Origin of the sequence: Streptomyces synnematoformans, from assembly GCF_039531005.1 — a bacterium.
GTDB classification, from domain to species: Bacteria; Actinomycetota; Actinomycetes; order Streptomycetales; family Streptomycetaceae; genus Streptomyces; species Streptomyces synnematoformans.
Genome location: NZ_BAAAPF010000165.1, coordinates 1 through 15,876, shown reverse-complemented (window position 1 = coordinate 15,876; position 15,876 = coordinate 1). Strand labels below are relative to the sequence as shown.

The following is a 15,876-nucleotide window of genomic DNA, read 5'->3' as shown; positions in this document are numbered from 1 at the left end:
AGCCCTGACCTGCTACAAAAAGCTCACGAAACTCGCCACGTGAGACACATTCTTAATCTCCTCAGGGTACTCTTGTGCCCAGAGGGAGAGAAATGCGCTGCGTACGATGGTTTCTGCGATTAGTCCGAGCCTCGCGCCGATCTGTGAGAACAGGAGGTGTGGATCTCGATTTGTATAAAATACTTCCCTCACTGCGCTAAGGGCATCCGGGAGTGCAGCTCACACCTTCGGGCGTAGATGAGCCACGAAACGTGCTCGACGACCTCGTGTGGGATGTCGAGCATGGCACGATGCGGGACCAACGGGGCTCCTGTGTCGAGGCGTTGATGAGTGAGATCACCAACGGAACGACCAGGAGCCCTGCCACGTCACGCCTCCACCAGTCCGGCCCTCACCCCCCCTCAAACCCGAGGATGAGCAGCCTTCAGTAGGCCACTCAGGTTGAATTCGTGATGTCCGCTGTCGCGATGAGCCCGTGAAGGTCCAGGCCGGTGGGTGGCAGGCAGCCGGTGATCACTGAGGTTGAACTCGTGGGGGCGGGAGGGGTGACGTCTGGCGGCTTTGGCGGTAGGCCGGGGGTATGCGGTACGCGACCGGTGGTGGTTTGACCACCAAGCAGGGAGAGCGCCGCGAGGAGCTCCGGCTGGCCACGGCCAAGCGGTTCGAGGCCGGGGAGAAGAACCGCGGACATCGCCGCGGCCCTTCCGTTCCGGTGCGGGCCGAGCGAACTCTCGACCGGGACCGGCACGGCGTGTTGTGGGCACGGCTCGCCGAGGCACCCGGGGTGGGGCGGCCCGACTTCCGCTCGTTGCACTCGCATCGGCAACGGCGCGCCATGCTCGGCATGCTGTGTCAGGTGTGCGGCGCCCCGGCCGGGCGTACGGCACGGGGCTGGCTGTTCCTCCTCCAGTTGCCCGGACCCGGCGAACCGCCGGCCCACTGGCCGGGGGGCGGGTTGTCCGCCAAGCCGCCCGTGTGCGTGCCGTGCGCCCGTCTCGCCCTCCGGCACTGCCCGCGCCTGACCGATCCCCTCGCGGTCCGGGTGCGCAAACCCCGCGTCTGGGGAGTGTTCGGCGGGTTGATCACCCCGGACGCGGGCGGGACTCTCGTCCAGTCCCCGACCGACGAACACCTCCCCTACGGGCATCCGGCCACCCGCTGGTTCCTCGCATCCCAACTCGTCGTCGAACTCCGACGCTGCCGCAGCACAGCACGAGATCGCAGCTTGAACTGGAACTTCCGTGAAGCATCGACAACGAGCCAACGACGGCGCTGACGAAACTGCGCGTCCCGCGGATAGCGTCTTCCACCCGTATGAACCCGCCTCCTACCCGGAGTTGACGTGAGAGGGCGGCGGGGGTGACGACGACAGGATCAAGGGCGCGGACGACGCTCCGTCGGCACCGCCGTCGCCGTCGCCGAAGGAAAGCGAACCGGTGGCGGACCGCCCGGATTTGACGCTCCCGTCGTACCCAAAGCTAACGTTCGAGGACCACCGGGAGGGTGCGGCAGGTGAGTGTCATCGAGGAACTGTGGAGCGAATTCAGACTGCCGATCCGCAACGCACTGCACTTCCGGAGCGGGGAGTCGTACGACGTGGCCATCGACCCCGGTAGTCCGGGCGGGCTGCGCGTGCTGGACAGCTTCGACCTCGGAGACTACGTCGCATCCCATCCTGATTGGATCTCGGAGGTCGACGGGATGGCCTCGGTGGAGATGGACGACGGGGGCTTGCTGTGGGCCGGCGACGGGGCCTACGGCTCCGAAGGCTTCGTCGCGCGTCTGAGAAGTGACCGTACCGTGGTGTGGGCGATCTTCTGCACCGACTCCAACCCTTTTACAGAGATTCAGACATCGGGGCCACATGCAACATTCCTCTCGACTTCCGGGGTCAGGATCACTCTGCATGTCGACGACCCGAGAGGCTGATGTGGAGTAACGGGTGGGGCGGCCGTCGTGCGGTCCGCGCGTTCCGGGTGCGCAAGCCCCGCCTGGTCACCCCGGCCGACGACTGCCTCCCCTGCGGTCACCCGGCCCACGGGCGGAGGCCTGGCCTGCGCACCCGCGGGGGTGGTCCGGTACGTGGGGGTTCGTGTCTCAGAGGGTGGACGGGGCGTCGTTGGGGGGCGGGCGGGTCGTAGGCTTCGGGGGTGGCTGAGATCGAGATTCCCGCTGACATCAAGCCCGCCGACGGTCGCTTCGGGTCGGGTCCGTCCAAGGTGCGCACCGAGGCGCTCGCAGCCCTGGCGGCCACCGGCTCCTCTCTTCTCGGGACCTCCCACCGGCAGGCGCCCGTGCGGGACCTGGTCGGGCGGGTACGTGACGGCGTGCGTGAGCTGTTCTCGTTGCCCGAGGGGTACGAGGTGGTCCTCGGCAACGGGGGGTCCACCGCGTTCTGGGACATCGCTACGCACGGGCTGATCGAGCGCAAGTCGCAGCACCTGTCCTTCGGGGAGTTCTCCTCGAAGTTCGCGAAGGCCGCGCGGCTCGCCCCGTGGCTGGACGAGCCGAGCGTCGTGACGTCCGAGCCCGGTACGCACCCGGAGGCGCGGGCCGAGGCCGGGGTCGACGCGTACGCGCTGACGCACAACGAGACGTCCACCGGCGTCGCCATGCCGCTGCGGCGCGTCGCGGGGGCCGACGACGGGGCGCTGGTGCTGGTCGACGCGACGTCCGGGGCCGGCGGGCTGCCGGTGGACGTGGCCGAGACGGACGTGTACTACTTCGCGCCGCAGAAGTCCTTCGCCTCCGACGGCGGGCTGTGGGTCGCCGCGTTCTCGCCGGCCGCGCTGGAGCGTGCCGCGCGCGTGCACGCCTCCGGGCGGCATGTGCCGGAGTTCTTCTCGCTGCCCACGGCCATCGACAACTCCCGCAAGAACCAGACGTACAACACCCCCGCCCTCGCCACCCTCTTCCTCCTCGCCGACCAGCTGGACTGGCTGAACGGGCAGGGCGGGCTGGACTGGGCGGTACGCCGCACGGCCGCCTCCGCCCGGACGCTCTACAACTGGGCCGAGGAGTCGAAGGCCGCCACCCCGTTCGTCGCCGACCCGGCGCAGCGGTCGCAGGTCGTCGGCACGATCGACTTCTCCGACGACGTGGACGCCGCCGCCGTCGCGAAGACGCTGCGCGCCAACGGCGTCGTGGACACCGAGCCGTACCGCAAGCTCGGCCGCAACCAGCTCCGGGTCGCGATGTACCCGGCCGTCGACCCCGCCGACGTCGAGGCGCTGACCCGCTGCGTCGACTACGTCCTCGAACGGATCTGAGGTGAGAGGAGCGGGCCCCGCGGCTTGCCGCGGGGCCCGCTCCTCTCAGTGCGACAGGCGCTGGTACTTCCGCACCGCCAGCGGCAGGAACACCGCCGTGATCACCACCGGCCACACCACCGCCATCAGCATCGCGTGCTGCTCGATCCACGAGTCGCCCAGCCGCCCCGGGTTGCCGAACAGCTCGCGCACCGCGTTGGCCGTGGACGACACCGGGTTCCACATGGCGATCGCGCCCAGCCAGCCCGGCATGTCCGCGGGCGACGCGAAGACGCTGGAGACCATACCGAAGGGGAACGCGACGGCGAAGAGGTTGCCCGCCGCCTCCTGGTTGGGGACCAGCAGGCCGAGCACCACCCCGACCCAGATCAGCGCGAAGCGCAGCCACAGCAGCAGCGCGAAGGCGGCCGCGGTCTCCAGCGCCGTGCCGTCCGAGCGCCAGCCGATGACCAGCGCGATCGCCGCCATCACCACCAGGTCGAGCGCGGCGCCGATGAGGTCGGAGACGCCCCGGCCGCTGACGACCGCGGAGGGGGACATCGGCATGGAGCGGAAGCGGTCGGTGATGCCGTGCTCCTTGTCGATGGCGATCAGCATGGCGGTGTTCATGAACCCGAAGGCCATGGTCATCGCGAACATGCCGGGCATCGCGTACGACTTGTAGGCGTCCGCGCCGCCCTCCATCGCGCTGCCGAAGACGTAGACGAACAGCAGCACGGAGACGACGGGGAAGCCGAGCTGCCAGGCGATGTTCGACGGCTGCCGGCGGTAGTGCAGGAGCCCGCGGCGTACGACGGTCCAGCAGTCGGCGAAGGCCCACTTCAGCGCCCCGCCGGGGGCCTGCTCACGGCCGGGGGGACGGTGCCGCGACTCCTCCGCCGCGGTGTCGGTGGCGGTGCTCATACGGCCTTGGCCTCCTCTTTCTCGCCGGTGCCGGCACCGGCGCCGGCACCGGTGCTGGCGGCGGCGGAGTCCGTCTCCGCCGTGGTGTGGCCGGTCAGGCTCAGGAACACGTCGTCGAGCGTCGGCCGCCGCAGCGCGATGTCGTCCACCGCGACGCCCTCGTCCTGCAGCGTGCGCGCCACCTCCGTCAGGGCCGCGACCCGGTCGGTGACCGCGCCGTGCACACGCAGCTCCTCCAGGTCGATGGCCGGTTCGGCGCCGGAGACCCGGGAGACCGCCTTCACCGCGTCCGGGATCTCCTCCGCCGAGCCGACGACGACCTCGATGCGGTCGCCGCCGACCGTGTTCTTCAGCGCGGCCGGGGTGTCGTCGGCGATCGTCCGGCCGCCGTCGATGACGGCGATGCGGTCGGCGAGCTTGTCGGCCTCGTCCAGGTACTGCGTGGTCAGCAGCACCGTCGTGCCGCCGGCCACCAGGTCACGTACCGCCTCCCAGACCTCGCCGCGGCTGCGCGGGTCCAGGCCCGTCGTCGGCTCGTCCATGAAGAGCACGTCCGGCGCGAGGATCATGCTCGACGCCAGGTCGAGCCGGCGCCGCATGCCGCCGCTGTACTCCTTCGCGCCCTTGTCCGCCGCGTCCGTCAGCCCGAACTGCTCCAGCAGCTCCGCCGCGCGCTCGCGGGCGCGCCGGGAGCCGAGGTGGAACAGCCGGGCGAACATCTCCAGGTTCTGCCGGCCGGTCAGCACCTCGTCCACGGCCGCGTACTGCCCGGCGAGGCCGATGCGCCGGCGCACCTTGACCGGGTCCTTCATCACGTCGTGCCCCCCGACCCGGGCCTGTCCGCCGTCCAGGCGGATGAGGGTGGACAGGATCCGTACGGCCGTGGTCTTGCCCGCGCCGTTCGGGCCGAGCAGGCCGTAGACGGTGCCGTACGGCACGGTCAGGTCGAATCCGGCGAGAGCCCGCTTCTCTCCGTAGCGCTTCTGCACGCCGTCCGCCACGACGGCGTCGGCCGAGCTTGCCTTCACGCGCTTCCTCCCCTAAATGAGTACGCCGTACTCATTTACGCATACGGTGTACGCAAATCGCAAGTCCGCAGCTAGGATGAGTTTCCATGGCGGCAACGGAACACAGCGGCAGCGGCGACCTCAGCCGCAGCATGGCCCTGCTCTGGGGCATGGAGGAGCGCGCCAAGCGCGGCCCGAAGCCCGGCATCTCGGTGACGCGGATCGTCGACACCGCCATCCGCATCGCCGACGCGGAGGGGCTGGACGCGGTCTCCATGCGCAAGATCGCCGGCTGCCTGGGCGTGGGCACCATGTCGCTGTACCGGCACGTGCCCGGCAAGGCCGAGCTGATCGACCTGATGCTCGACGGCGTCGGCCCCGTCGAGCCGGAGGACGCCGCCCTCTTCCGGAACTGGACCTGGCGGGAGCGGCTACGCCGCCTGGCCCAGGGGTTCTGGCAGCACTACCTCGCCCACCCCTGGCTGCTCCACGTCGACCAGGCCCGGCCGGTGCTCGGCCCCAACGGTCTTGACGGCTTCGAACTCGCCCTCAGCGGCTTCGACGACCTGCCCCTCACCGACCAGGAGAAGGTCGGCTTCGTCACCGCCGTCGACGCCACCGCCGCCGGCCTCGCCCGCACGCACGTCAACGCCAGGCTGGCGGAGGAGCGGACCGGGATCAGCGACCGCGAGTTCTGGGAGGCGCAGTCGCCGGCGCTGGAGTCGGCGATGGCGTCCGGACGCTACCCGCGGATCGCGCAGCTCGACGAGAACGCCTTCTCCGGGCTGGACGAGGAGGCGTTCATGTTCGCGATCGACCGGATGCTGGACGGCCTGGAAGCGCTGCTCGACCACCGCCGCGAGACGGGGTGGACGCCGCCGCCGCCCACCTGGCAGGCCTGCGAAGCGGGGGACGGGCCGGAGCGGCGGGGGGAGAAACCGGCCTGAGGGGACTTCCCGGCGGTCTCAGTCCCGGCGCGGACGCCGCACCAGCAACCGGCGCAGCAGCAGCACCACGCCGATGCCCGCACCCACCATCAGCACCGACGTCACCGGGTCGCGGTCCCCGTCACCGGAGTCGCCGGAGCCGTCGCCGCTCGCGCCGCTCCCGGACCCGCTCCCCTCCGACCCGGCCGACGAGCCGCCCCCCTCGGCCTCCCGCCACACCAGGTCGCTCCCCTTGCCCTCGCTGCCGAACACGATCGCCGACCCGTCCGCCGTGTACGTCATCGACTCGCCCTGCGACTGCAGCGGCACGTCCAGCCGCCCGTCCTCCTCCGGCCTGCCGTCCTCGAAGCGGTACATCCGCCCGCCGACGTAGCTGCGCAGCGCCATCCTGCTGCCGTCCGGCGAGAACGCCCCGTCCGTCACCCACAGGTTGATCGGCGCGACCCGCCGGAAGACGTTCATCGACCCGGTCGACAGCTCCTCCGGCCCCGCGTACAGCGCCGCGCCGCCGTCCTTCTTCTTACTGACGATGTACACCCGCCCCGTCTTCGGATGCACCATGAGCGCCTCCGCGTCCCGCGGCCCGTCCTCGTACTGCACCTCGTACTGCACGGCGTCGATCGTCGCGTCCCTGAGCTGCTTCGGCTCCGGGAGGCGGTAGACCCACACGTACGACCAGGAGCCGCCCATGTTGTCGCCGATGTCGCCGACGTACAGCTCGTTGCCGGGCCCGAGCGAGACGGCCTCGACGTCGCGCGGCTCCCCTATCCCGCGCAGCGTGAGGGTGGCCAGCGTCTCGCCGGTCTCGCCGTCGACGGCGTAGAGGTACGGGCCGTCGTCAGAGTCGTTGTGGGTCCAGTACACGTTGTCGTGCTGCCGGCTGGCGGCCAGGCCGCTGGACTCGGTGATACGGGGGTCGGTGAGGATCACGTCGTCCTGCGCCGCGGCGGGCGGGGCGTACGCGGCGGAGGTCGCCACCGCCGCCGCGGTGAGCAGGGCGGCGGCGGCCGACAGGCGGCGGGGCCCGCGGGAAGGCGGACGGGAAGGCGGACGGGCGGGCGGATGGGTCGGCCGGCGGGAGGGCGGGTGGGCGGCGCGCATGGCGCCAAGCCTGCCATGCGGCCGCGCCGGTGCGCCGCGCCGGTGCGGCGGCGCGGATGCGCTTGCTTCGAGCGCGCTCGAAGGCGTTGGCTTGATCCTCATGAGGTATACGCAGCTGGGACGTACGGGACTCAAGGTCAGCCGACTCGTGCTCGGCACGATGAACTTCGGACCGCACGCCGACGAGGCGGACAGCCACGCCATCATGGATGCCGCCCTCGACGCCGGCATCAACTTCTTCGACACCGCGAATGTCTATGGCTGGGGCGAGAACAAGGGCCGCACCGAGGAGATCGTCGGCACCTGGTTCGCGCAGGGCGGCGGGCGGCGCGACAAGGTCGTGCTCGCCACCAAGGTCTACGGCTCGATGAGCGCGGACCGCGACACGACGTGGCCCAACCACGACCGGCTGTCGGCGCTGAACATCCGCCGCGCGGTCGACGCCAGCCTCAAGCGGCTGCAGACGGACCACATCGACCTCTACCAGTTCCACCACGTCGACCGGCGTACGCCGTGGGACGAGATCTGGCAGGCCGTCGACGTCCTCGTACAGCAGGGCAAGATCCTCTACGCCGGCTCCTCCAACCACGCCGGCTGGCACATCGCGCAGGCCAACGAGGCGGCGCGGCGGCGCAACTCGCTGGGCCTGGTGAGCGAGCAGTGCCTGTACAACCTGTCCGAGCGGCGCGCCGAGATGGAGGTGCTGCCGGCCGCCGAGAGCTACGGCCTCGGCGTCATCCCGTGGTCCCCGCTGGGCGGCGGGCTGCTGGGCGGCGCGCTGCGCAAGGAGCGCGAGGGCGGCGCCGCGCGGTCGGCGGGGGCGCTGCGGGACGACGCGGTGCGCGAGAAGGTGCAGGCGTACGAGGACCTGGTCGCCGGGCACGGCCTGGACCCGGCGGAGGTGGCCCTGGCGTGGCTGCTGACCCGCCCGGGCGTCACGGGCCCGATCGTGGGCCCGCGCACGAGGGAGCAGCTGACGTCGGCGCTGCCGGCGACGGACCTGACGCTGCCGGCCGAGCTGCTGGCGTCGCTCGACGAGGTCTTCCCGGGGCCGGGGCCGTCGCCGGAGGCGTTCGCGTGGTGAGTGTTCCGTAGCCGGTGACTCAGCCGCCGAAGGCGGCGGCGACAGCGACGACGGCGAAGATCAGCACGAGCGTGGCGCTGACGACGCGGATGCGGGTCTTGGCGTTCACGCCTACGAGCTTACGGGCCCGCCGCCCCGGCCGGGGCGGCGGGCCCGCGGCTGCCGTAACGGGCCGTAACGGCTCACCGTGAGTATCGTTGTATTACCGGCTGCGGCGTTGGGCCACAGCGGGGAGGAGCGGCACGATGACCGTCGTGGAGACCGACAGGATCGAGATGGCCGACGAGAGCGACGAGCTCACCCTCGACATGATGTTCGAGTGGCTGGAGCGCATGCCCGTCCCCGAGGGATTCAAGGTTGAGATCGTCGAGGGGACCATCTACATGTCGCCGCAGCGGCAGAAGCACTGGGTGATCATTGCGGGAATCTTCGAGCAGCTTCGCGCGCGGTACCCCTTGACGCGGACCGCATCCGACGTCCGTATTGACTTCCCCGGCCACCTCAACGGCTTCGCCTGCGATATCGCCGCCATGGCGAACGGCACTGCACCCGACGACAAGGGACGCTGGCGCTCTCAGGACGTGGAGTTCGTCGGCGAGGTGATCTCCAAGGGCACCGCCGTCAACGACTACGGACCGAAGAAGGCCGCATACGCCACCGCCGAGGTGCCGGTCTACCTGATCGTCGACCCGTACACCGCCCAGTGCCACCTGCACCTGATGCCCAAGGACGGGAAGTACCACGTCGAGACCACCCTCGACTTCGGTGTGGACGTCGATCTCACCGACACCCCCGTCGAGCTCAAGCTGGCCACCGACGAGTTCCCGCGCGACTGAACGCCGCGCGCTATGTCTCGTCCCGCCCCAAGGGCCAGCTGGCCAGGGGCTCGTAATCGGGTTGGGCGCCCTCCTCGCCCGGGGGCGGGAGGTGGCTGCGGATCAGGGTGAGGGCGGGGACCGGGCGTTGCGGGGTGGTGAAGTCGCGCAGGGCGTACGTGAACGGGGTCAGGTCCGCGCCGCCGCCGTGGCGCTGGCGGGCCAGCGTCAGGTGCGGGCGGTAGCGGCGCTCCCTCCGTGACCCGCGCCCCCCGGCGCCGCCGCCCGCCCCCGGGCCCACCCCCGGCGTCCTGCGCCCCGCCGCCTCCGCGGCCTCCGCCAGCCGGCCCAGTTCCCCGACGTCGCCGGCCGCCGCCGTCCACAGCACCGTGTCGGAGAACCGCCCGCCGCCCGCCAGCCCCAGCGCCACCGGCGCCCGGCGCCGCGCCGCCCGGGCCAGCCGCTCCCCCAGCTCCGCGACGGAGTCGGCCGGCACCTCCCCGTAGAACGCCACCGTGACGTGCCAGCCCTCCGGCCGGGTCCAGCGCAGCCGCCCGGCGCCGGGCAGCCCGCGCAGCCGCTCCACCGCCCCGGCCAGCTCCGCCAGCGCCTCGGCGGGCGGGGTCACGGCGGCGAAGAGCCTCATCGGAACCGGCCGCCGTCCCTCAGTCCGGGAACCGCCGCGCCACCCACCGCCACGCGACCTCCAGCAGCACCGACGCCCCCACCGCGATGCCCACCGCCGTCCACGGCATCTGGGCACCCACCAGCTTCAGCGCGAAGAAGTCCTGCAGCCACGGCGTGGCCAGCACGATCACGAACCCCAGCGCCATCGTCGCGACCAGCCCCACCCGCCACCACGTGTACGGCCGCGCGATGATCGCGAGCACCCACATGGCGATCAGGAACAGCGTCAGCGTCGCGGCCGACGTCTCCGCGTCCAGCGCCCCGTCCCCCGTGTAGTGCCGTCGCGCCAGCATGTACGTCAGGAACGTCGCCGTCCCCGCGATGAGCCCGGCCGGGATGGCGTAGCGCATCACCCGCCGGACGAAGTGGGGCCGCGCCCGCTCCTTGTTCGGCGCCAGCGCCAGGAAGAACGCCGGCACGCCGATCGTCAGCGTCGACAGCAGGGTCAGGTGCCGCGGGAGGAAGGGGTACGGCACCTGGGTGATGACGACGAGCAGCGCCATCAGCACCGAGTAGACGGTCTTGGTCAGGAACAGGTTCGCGACCCGCTCGATGTTGCCGATGACCCGACGGCCCTCGGCGACGACCGAGGGGAGGGTGGAGAAGCTGTTGTTCAGCAGCACGATCTGCGCGACGGCCTTGGACGCCTCCGAGCCCGAGCCCATGGACACGCCGATGTCCGCGTCCTTCAGCGCCAGCACGTCGTTGACGCCGTCGCCGGTCATCGCCACGTCGTGTCCGCGGGACTGCAGCGCGGCGACCATGTCCCGCTTCTGCTGCGGGTTGACGCGGCCGAAGACGGCGCCCTCGTCGAGGACGGCGGCCATCTCGTCGCGGTCCTCCGGCAGGGTGCGCGCGTCGACGGTGCGGTCCGCGCCCGCCATGTCCAGCTTCGCGGCGACGGCGCCCACGGACACCGCGTTGTCGCCCGAGATGATCTTCGTCTCGACCCGTTCCTCCGCGAAGTAGCGGAGGGTGTCGGCGGCGTCCGGCCGCAGCCGCTGCTCCAGTACGACCAGGGCGGCCGGCTCGACGTCGCGGGCCGCCTCCGGGTCGTCCAGGTCGCGGCCGGTGCGGGCCAGCAGCAGGACGCGGAGCCCCTGCGCGTTCAGATCGTCGATCTCGGTAAGAGCCGGGTCGGCGGCCGGGAGCAGCACGTCGGGCGCGCCCAGCAGCCACGTACCCGCTCCGTACGCGAAGCCCCCGCCGCTAGCGGCGCTGAACGCCGCGCCGCTGTACTTGCGCGCCGAGGAGAACGGCAGCGCCCCGGTGCAGCGCAGCTCCTCGGTGTCCGGGTACGCCTCGATGATGGCCTGCAGGCTGGCGTTCGGCCGCGGGTCGGAGGAGCCCAGGGCGCCCAGCACCCGCCGTACGTCCGCCTCCGCCGCGCCGCCCAGCGGGCGCAGCTCGGTGACGTCCATGCCGCCCTCGGTGAGGGTGCCGGTCTTGTCGAGGCAGACGACGTCGACCCGCGCGAGGCCCTCGATGGCGGGCAGTTCCTGGACGAGGCACTGCTTGCGGCCCAGCCGGATGACGCCTATCGCGAACGCCATGGAGGTCAGCAGCACCAGCCCTTCGGGCACCATGGGCACGATGCCGCCGACCATGCGGCGGACGGCGTCCTGCGCGCCCTCGTTCTCGACCACGAGCTGGCTGATGACCAGGCCGATGGCGGCCGGGACCATCATGTACGTCACGTACTTGAGGATCTCGCTGATGCCGCTGCGCAGCTCGGAGTGGACGAGCGTGAAGCGGGACGCCTCCTCCGCCAGCTGCACGGCGTACGCCTCGCGCCCCACCTTCGTGGCCGTGAACGCGCCGCCGCCGGCGACGACGAAGCTGCCGGAGAGCACCTTGTCGCCGGGTTGCTTGACGACGGGGTCGGCCTCGCCGGTGAGCAGCGACTCGTCGACCTCCAGGCTGTCGGACTCCAGCACCTCGCCGTCGACGACGACCTTGTCGCCGGGGCCCAGCTCGACGAGGTCGCCGAGGACGATCCCGGCGGTGGGGATCTCCCGGGTCCGGCCGTCGCGGCGCACCTGCGGCTTGGCCTCGCCGATGACGGCCAGGCTGTCGAGGGTCTTCTTGGCGCGCAGCTCCTGGATGATGCCGATGCCGGTGTTCGCAAGGATCACGAAGCCGAACAGGCTGTCCTGGATGGGCGCGACGGCCAGCATGATGATCCACAGGACGCCGATGATGGCGTTGAAGCGGGTGAAGACGTTGGCGCGGACGATGTCGGCGGTGGAGCGGGAGGAGCGTACGGGGACGTCGTTGACCTCGCCGCGGGCGACGCGCTCGGCGACCTCGGCGGCGGTGAGCCCGTCGTGCCGGCGCGCGACCACCGACTCCGCCTCCGCGGCGACCGTCTCGGCCTCCGCCGCGACCCCGGCCGCGTCCGCCGCGGTGTCCGTGTCCGGCGCGGCGCCGTTCACGTCGCCCGTATCACCGGCAGCACCGGTGTCCGTCGCACCGGCAGCACCGGCAGCACCGGTCGCGTCCGCCGCCCCGCCCGCTTCTCCGCCCGGCTCCTGCCCCTCGCCGCCGTCGGAGGCTGTCTCGACCCGCTGCGTCATGCGTACGACGTTACGTGTTCGACGGGGCGTCTGCGCCCCCGCCCCGGGCGAGGGCGGCGGCCCGGCGGCGTACGTACCAGATGCCGAGGACGCCGAGGCCGGCACCGGCCAGGCAGGTCCACAGCCACCACATGCGGTCGTGGTCGTCCAGCCAGCCGACGAACGGCAGCTGGACGAGGAAGAGGACGAACCACAGCACGGTGCCGCCGACGGTCACCGCCATGATGTCGCCCTCGAACGGCTCCGGCGCCGGATGGCTGTACGCCTTCTTGCCCATGTCACCAGGGTACGGGCCGCGGCCCGGCCGCATACTGAGTGGGCGCCGAAGCCCGGCCGCCGCTCAGCCCGAAGGTCGCGCATGCCCCCCGCCCGGAAGACCGGCGGCACGGACCCGGAAGCCGGGCCCCCGCCCGCCACCGCCGCCCCCCGTCTCCTCCCCCCTCGACGCCTACTTCCGCATCTCCCGGCGCGGCTCGTCCGTCACCCAGGAGCTGCGGGGCGGGCTGGCGACGTTCTTCGCCATGGCGTACGTGACGCTGATGCCCTTCACGTACAGCGTGGCCTCTCCCCGGCCTGAAGGCCGGGGCTTCATTCCCTCGCGGGAACGAGCTTCCTGATTCATCGGGCCGTGCCTCCCCGGAGTTCTCCGGGGGCGGTCTTACCGGCCCTCCCCAGGCGTTTTACCTCTCGGCCAGCCCGGCCGCGAGGATCGTCTTTGCCGCGTTGACGTCGCGGTCGTGGACGGCGCCGCAGCTCGGGCATGTCCACGTCCACACGTTCAGCGGCATCTTCTCGTTCATGTGGGCGCAGCCCGGTGTGGAGCACAGCTTCGAGGATGGGAACCAGCGGTCCACGAGCAAGATTTCCCGCCCGTGCCATGCGGTCTTGTACTCCAGCATGCGCCGCAGCTCGCTCCAGGCCGCATCCGAGATGGCGCGGGCCAAGCTGTGGTTCTTGAGCATGTTGCGGACGGTCAGGTCCTCAATGGCAATGGCTTGGTTCTCGCGTACCAGCCGAGTGGTGACCTTGTGCATCGGCATGGGCTTCCTCGCCCACGTCCTGCTCCGCACGGCGGTGGGCCGCCCCGGGTCCGTACGCCCGGCGCTGTGGGTGACGTCGGCGGTGTTCGTGGTCTTCTTCGCGCTCGACCCGATCGAACGCCGGCTCGGCCTCGGCTGAGGGGAAGGCGCACCCGCGGCAGGCGTACGGGCAGCAGGTGTACGGACGGCAGGCGTACGGGCGGCAGGCGCTACTTTCCGGGGGCGCCGAGCCGCCAGGTCCCCGAGGGGTGCCCGGCGGGCCAGCGGGTGAGGCGTTGGGTCTCCTCTACCGCTGTCCGGAAGCGTTCGTCGAAGTCGTTGCGCTGCAGCAGTTGCAGCACGTAGTCCTGCACCGGCATGTCCCGCTTCGCCGCGTGGGTGCGGAGGCGGTCGAGGAGTTCGCCGTCTATTCGCAGACTGAGCACGTGGGTCCCCATGCCGTTCAGGGTCGCCGGTCGCCCGCGCCGGGGGCGGGCGATCCCGTACGCGGTCATCCTTTCGAGTGGCGGGCAGACTCAGGCCGTAACCTCCTCTGTTCCGGCGTCCGCATTTTACTTAGCCAAAGTAATGAGGTACTCTAATGAACATGCCTGACCTGTCCCAGGGTGAGAACGCCGCCGCGGTGAACTCACTCCGCTCCGCGATCCTGCGGCTGACCCGCCGGCTGCGGCACCAGCGCGTGGACGAGTCGCTGAGCCCGACCGAGATGTCGGTGCTCGGCACGCTCTTCCGCTGCGGTCCGCTCGGCCCCGGCGAGCTGGCGCGCAAGGAGCACGTCCAGCCGCCGTCGATGACCCGCATCGTCGCCATGCTGGAGACCAAGGGGCTGGTCCGGCTGGAGCCGCACCCGGAGGACCGGCGGCAGAAGGTGGTCAGCCAGACCGAGCAGGCCGAGGCGATGCTCGAAGAGAGCCGCCGCAAGCGCAACGCGTGGCTGGCCGAGCTGGCCGGCGGCCTGTCCGAGGAGGAGTGGGACACGCTGCGCGCCGCCGCCCCCGTGCTGGAGAAGCTCGCACATCTGCCCATGCCGGAGGCCGCACAACGCTGACGCAGGACGACGACAGGAGGGGACGTCTTTGAGTACGGGACCCGGAGCAGACTCCGCCCCCGCACCCACACCCGACGACCACGAAGAAGAGGAGAACAGCAAGGGCGGCACCTTCAGCTCGCTGAGGATCCGCAACTACCGGCTCTTCGCCGGCGGCCAGGTCGTCTCCAACACCGGCACCTGGATGCAGCGCATCGCCCAGGACTGGCTGGTGCTCAGCCTCACCGGCTCCGCCACCGCCGTCGGCATCACGACGGCGCTGCAGTTCCTTCCCATGCTGCTCTTCGGCCTCTACGGCGGCGTGCTCGCCGACCGGCTGCCCAAGCGCAAGCTGCTGCTCGCCACCCAGGCCGCCATGGGCCTCATCGGGCTCGCCCTCGCGGCGCTCACGCTGAGCGGTGCGGTGACGGTCTGGCACGTCTACCTCATGGCGTTCCTGCTCGGCCTCGCCACCGTCGTCGACAACCCGGCGCGGCAGGTGTTCGTCGCCGAGCTGGTCGGCAAGGAGCAGATGCAGAACGCCGTCAGCCTCAACGCCGCCAACTTCCAGACCGCCCGCCTCCTCGGCCCCGCCGTGGCCGGGGTGCTGATCACCGCCGTCGGCAGCGGCTGGGCGTTCCTGCTCAACGGGCTGTCGTTCCTCGCACCCATCACCGGGCTGCTGCTGATGCGCTCCGCGGAGCTGCACCGCGTCGAGCGCGCACCGCGCGGCAAGGGACAGCTGCGCGAGGGCCTGGCGTACGTCGCCGGGCGGCCGGAGCTGCTGTGGCCGATCGTGCTGGTCGGCTTCATCGGCACGTTCGGCTACAACTTCCCGATCTGGCTCACGGCGTACGTGGACGAGGTCTTCCACGGCGACGCCGGCACCTACGGCCTGCTGAACTCGCTGATGGCGGCCGGCTCGCTGGGCGGCGCGCTGTTCGCGGCGCGGCGCGGGGTGAGCCGGCTGCGGCTGACGGTGATCGCGGCGCTGGCGTTCGGGGTGCTGGAGATCGTCGTGGCGCTGTCGCCGGCGTTCTGGCTGTTCGCGGCGCTGCTGGTGCCGGTGGGCGCGTTCGGGCTGCTGTTCAACACGACCGCGAACGCGAACGTCCAGCTGGCCACGGACGAGGCCATGCGGGGGCGGGTGATGAGCCTGTTCGTGATGGTGTTCGTCGGCGGCACGCCGATCGGCGGGCCGATCGTGGGCTGGACGACGGACACGTTCGGCGCCCGGACCGGGTTCCTGACGTGCGGGGTGATCTCGGCGGTGGCGGCGATCACGGTGGGCCTGGTGCTCGCGCGGGTCGGGGGGCTGCGGCTGCGGATCGACCTGCGGCGGGGGCGCAAGCACGTGACCTTCGTACCGGCGCGGCGCGCGGCGGAGCTGGCCCCGGCGGCGTGAGGGCGGGGGGCGGGG

The 15,876-nt window shown here is 71.4% G+C and carries 17 protein-coding genes; 9 read left to right on the top strand and 8 right to left on the bottom strand.

Annotation, left to right across the window (positions count from 1 at the left end; translation table 11 throughout):
* Positions 1-580: 580 nt before the first annotated feature.
* The 3 genes from ABD317_RS22395 (at position 581) to serC (ending at position 3,269) form a co-directional block, all read left to right on the top strand.
* The gene (locus tag ABD317_RS22395; protein WP_344291721.1) at positions 581-1,276 is read left to right on the top strand and encodes a hypothetical protein; all 696 of its coding nucleotides are present in this window, start codon (positions 581-583) and stop codon (positions 1,274-1,276) included.
* A gap of 236 nt (positions 1,277-1,512) precedes the next feature.
* Positions 1,513-1,929 (top strand): hypothetical protein, encoded by a 417-nt coding sequence (locus tag ABD317_RS22390; RefSeq protein ID WP_344291720.1) that lies wholly within the window; start codon positions 1,513-1,515, stop codon positions 1,927-1,929.
* Between the two features lie 221 nt (positions 1,930-2,150).
* Entirely contained in the window at positions 2,151-3,269 is a 1,119-nt protein-coding gene (gene serC, locus ABD317_RS22385) for a phosphoserine transaminase (RefSeq protein ID WP_344291719.1), read from the top strand.
* 45 nt (positions 3,270-3,314) lie between these two features.
* Here serC and ABD317_RS22380 read toward each other — a convergent pair whose 3' ends face one another.
* Together ABD317_RS22380 and ABD317_RS22375 are read right to left on the bottom strand one after the other, a co-directional pair.
* Positions 3,315-4,172, bottom strand: a complete 858-nt coding sequence (locus ABD317_RS22380; protein ID WP_027755181.1) for an ABC transporter permease — start codon at positions 4,170-4,172, stop codon at positions 3,315-3,317.
* On the bottom strand, positions 4,169-5,200 hold the full coding sequence (locus tag ABD317_RS22375; RefSeq protein ID WP_344291718.1) for an ATP-binding cassette domain-containing protein: 1,032 nt from the start codon (positions 5,198-5,200) through the stop codon (positions 4,169-4,171). Before ABD317_RS22375 ends, ABD317_RS22380 begins: the two co-directional genes overlap by 4 nt.
* 131 nt (positions 5,201-5,331) lie before the next feature.
* On the opposite strand from ABD317_RS22375, the gene ABD317_RS22370 reads away from it, so the two are divergent.
* Positions 5,332-6,126, top strand: a complete 795-nt coding sequence (locus ABD317_RS22370; protein ID WP_344291722.1) for a TetR/AcrR family transcriptional regulator — start codon at positions 5,332-5,334, stop codon at positions 6,124-6,126.
* Between the two features lie 18 nt (positions 6,127-6,144).
* On the opposite strand, the gene ABD317_RS22365 is transcribed toward ABD317_RS22370, so the two are convergent.
* The gene (locus tag ABD317_RS22365) at positions 6,145-7,104 is read right to left on the bottom strand and encodes a TolB-like translocation protein (protein ID WP_344291717.1); all 960 of its coding nucleotides are present in this window, start codon (positions 7,102-7,104) and stop codon (positions 6,145-6,147) included.
* A 223-nt stretch (positions 7,105-7,327) separates the two neighbouring features.
* On the opposite strand from ABD317_RS22365, the gene ABD317_RS22360 reads away from it, so the two are divergent.
* Positions 7,328-8,311 (top strand): aldo/keto reductase, encoded by a 984-nt coding sequence (locus ABD317_RS22360; RefSeq protein WP_344291716.1) that lies wholly within the window; start codon positions 7,328-7,330, stop codon positions 8,309-8,311.
* 245 nt (positions 8,312-8,556) lie between these two features.
* Positions 8,557-9,147, top strand: a complete 591-nt coding sequence (locus ABD317_RS22355) for a Uma2 family endonuclease (protein WP_344291715.1) — start codon at positions 8,557-8,559, stop codon at positions 9,145-9,147.
* A 10-nt stretch (positions 9,148-9,157) separates the two neighbouring features.
* Here ABD317_RS22355 and ABD317_RS22350 read toward each other — a convergent pair whose 3' ends face one another.
* The 4 genes from ABD317_RS22350 to ABD317_RS22335 all read right to left on the bottom strand — a co-directional run bounded on the left by ABD317_RS22350 (position 9,158) and on the right by ABD317_RS22335 (position 13,423).
* The gene (locus ABD317_RS22350) at positions 9,158-9,772 is read right to left on the bottom strand and encodes a 2'-5' RNA ligase family protein (protein ID WP_344291714.1); all 615 of its coding nucleotides are present in this window, start codon (positions 9,770-9,772) and stop codon (positions 9,158-9,160) included.
* Positions 9,773-9,791: 19 nt separating this feature from the next.
* A complete protein-coding gene (locus tag ABD317_RS22345; protein ID WP_344291713.1) occupies positions 9,792-12,389 on the bottom strand; it encodes an HAD-IC family P-type ATPase in 2,598 nt (865 codons plus the stop codon).
* Positions 12,390-12,399: 10 nt separating this feature from the next.
* Positions 12,400-12,666 (bottom strand): DUF2530 domain-containing protein, encoded by a 267-nt coding sequence (locus ABD317_RS22340; protein WP_027755175.1) that lies wholly within the window; start codon positions 12,664-12,666, stop codon positions 12,400-12,402.
* Between the two features lie 403 nt (positions 12,667-13,069).
* Positions 13,070-13,423, bottom strand: a complete 354-nt coding sequence (locus tag ABD317_RS22335) for an RNA-guided endonuclease TnpB family protein (protein WP_425582409.1) — start codon at positions 13,421-13,423, stop codon at positions 13,070-13,072.
* Here ABD317_RS22335 and ABD317_RS22330 point away from each other — a divergent pair.
* A complete protein-coding gene (locus ABD317_RS22330; protein ID WP_344291711.1) occupies positions 13,410-13,568 on the top strand; it encodes a hypothetical protein in 159 nt (52 codons plus the stop codon). The genes ABD317_RS22335 and ABD317_RS22330 overlap by 14 nt on opposite strands.
* Positions 13,569-13,638: 70 nt before the next feature.
* Here the strand turns inward: ABD317_RS22330 and ABD317_RS22325 are convergent, their stop codons facing one another.
* Positions 13,639-13,866, bottom strand: a complete 228-nt coding sequence (locus ABD317_RS22325; protein ID WP_344291710.1) for a ribbon-helix-helix protein, CopG family — start codon at positions 13,864-13,866, stop codon at positions 13,639-13,641.
* A gap of 149 nt (positions 13,867-14,015) precedes the next feature.
* Between ABD317_RS22325 and ABD317_RS22320 the strand changes: the two genes are divergently transcribed.
* Together ABD317_RS22320 and ABD317_RS22315 are read left to right on the top strand one after the other, a co-directional pair.
* A complete protein-coding gene (locus ABD317_RS22320; protein WP_344291709.1) occupies positions 14,016-14,477 on the top strand; it encodes a MarR family winged helix-turn-helix transcriptional regulator in 462 nt (153 codons plus the stop codon).
* A 28-nt stretch (positions 14,478-14,505) separates the two neighbouring features.
* On the top strand, positions 14,506-15,861 hold the full coding sequence (locus tag ABD317_RS22315) for an MFS transporter (RefSeq protein ID WP_344291708.1): 1,356 nt from the start codon (positions 14,506-14,508) through the stop codon (positions 15,859-15,861).
* The last annotated feature ends 15 nt before the right edge of the window (positions 15,862-15,876 follow it).

Excerpts from the sequence above, each read along its gene's own strand:
- ABD317_RS22395 (WP_344291721.1), top strand. The coding sequence starts at position 581 with ATGCGGTACGCGACCGGTGGTGGTTTGACCACCAAGCAGGGAGAGCGC.
- ABD317_RS22380 (WP_027755181.1), bottom strand. The coding sequence starts at position 4,172 with ATGAGCACCGCCACCGACACCGCGGCGGAGGAGTCGCGGCACCGTCCC.
- ABD317_RS22370 (WP_344291722.1), top strand. The coding sequence starts at position 5,332 with ATGGCCCTGCTCTGGGGCATGGAGGAGCGCGCCAAGCGCGGCCCGAAG.
- ABD317_RS22360 (WP_344291716.1), top strand. The coding sequence starts at position 7,328 with ATGAGGTATACGCAGCTGGGACGTACGGGACTCAAGGTCAGCCGACTC.
- ABD317_RS22355 (WP_344291715.1), top strand. The coding sequence starts at position 8,557 with ATGACCGTCGTGGAGACCGACAGGATCGAGATGGCCGACGAGAGCGAC.
- ABD317_RS22350 (WP_344291714.1), bottom strand. The coding sequence starts at position 9,772 with ATGAGGCTCTTCGCCGCCGTGACCCCGCCCGCCGAGGCGCTGGCGGAG.
- ABD317_RS22345 (WP_344291713.1), bottom strand. The coding sequence starts at position 12,389 with ATGACGCAGCGGGTCGAGACAGCCTCCGACGGCGGCGAGGGGCAGGAG.
- ABD317_RS22340 (WP_027755175.1), bottom strand. The coding sequence starts at position 12,666 with ATGGGCAAGAAGGCGTACAGCCATCCGGCGCCGGAGCCGTTCGAGGGC.
- ABD317_RS22335 (WP_425582409.1), bottom strand. The coding sequence starts at position 13,423 with ATGCACAAGGTCACCACTCGGCTGGTACGCGAGAACCAAGCCATTGCC.
- ABD317_RS22325 (WP_344291710.1), bottom strand. The coding sequence starts at position 13,866 with ATGGGGACCCACGTGCTCAGTCTGCGAATAGACGGCGAACTCCTCGAC.
- ABD317_RS22320 (WP_344291709.1), top strand. The coding sequence starts at position 14,016 with ATGCCTGACCTGTCCCAGGGTGAGAACGCCGCCGCGGTGAACTCACTC.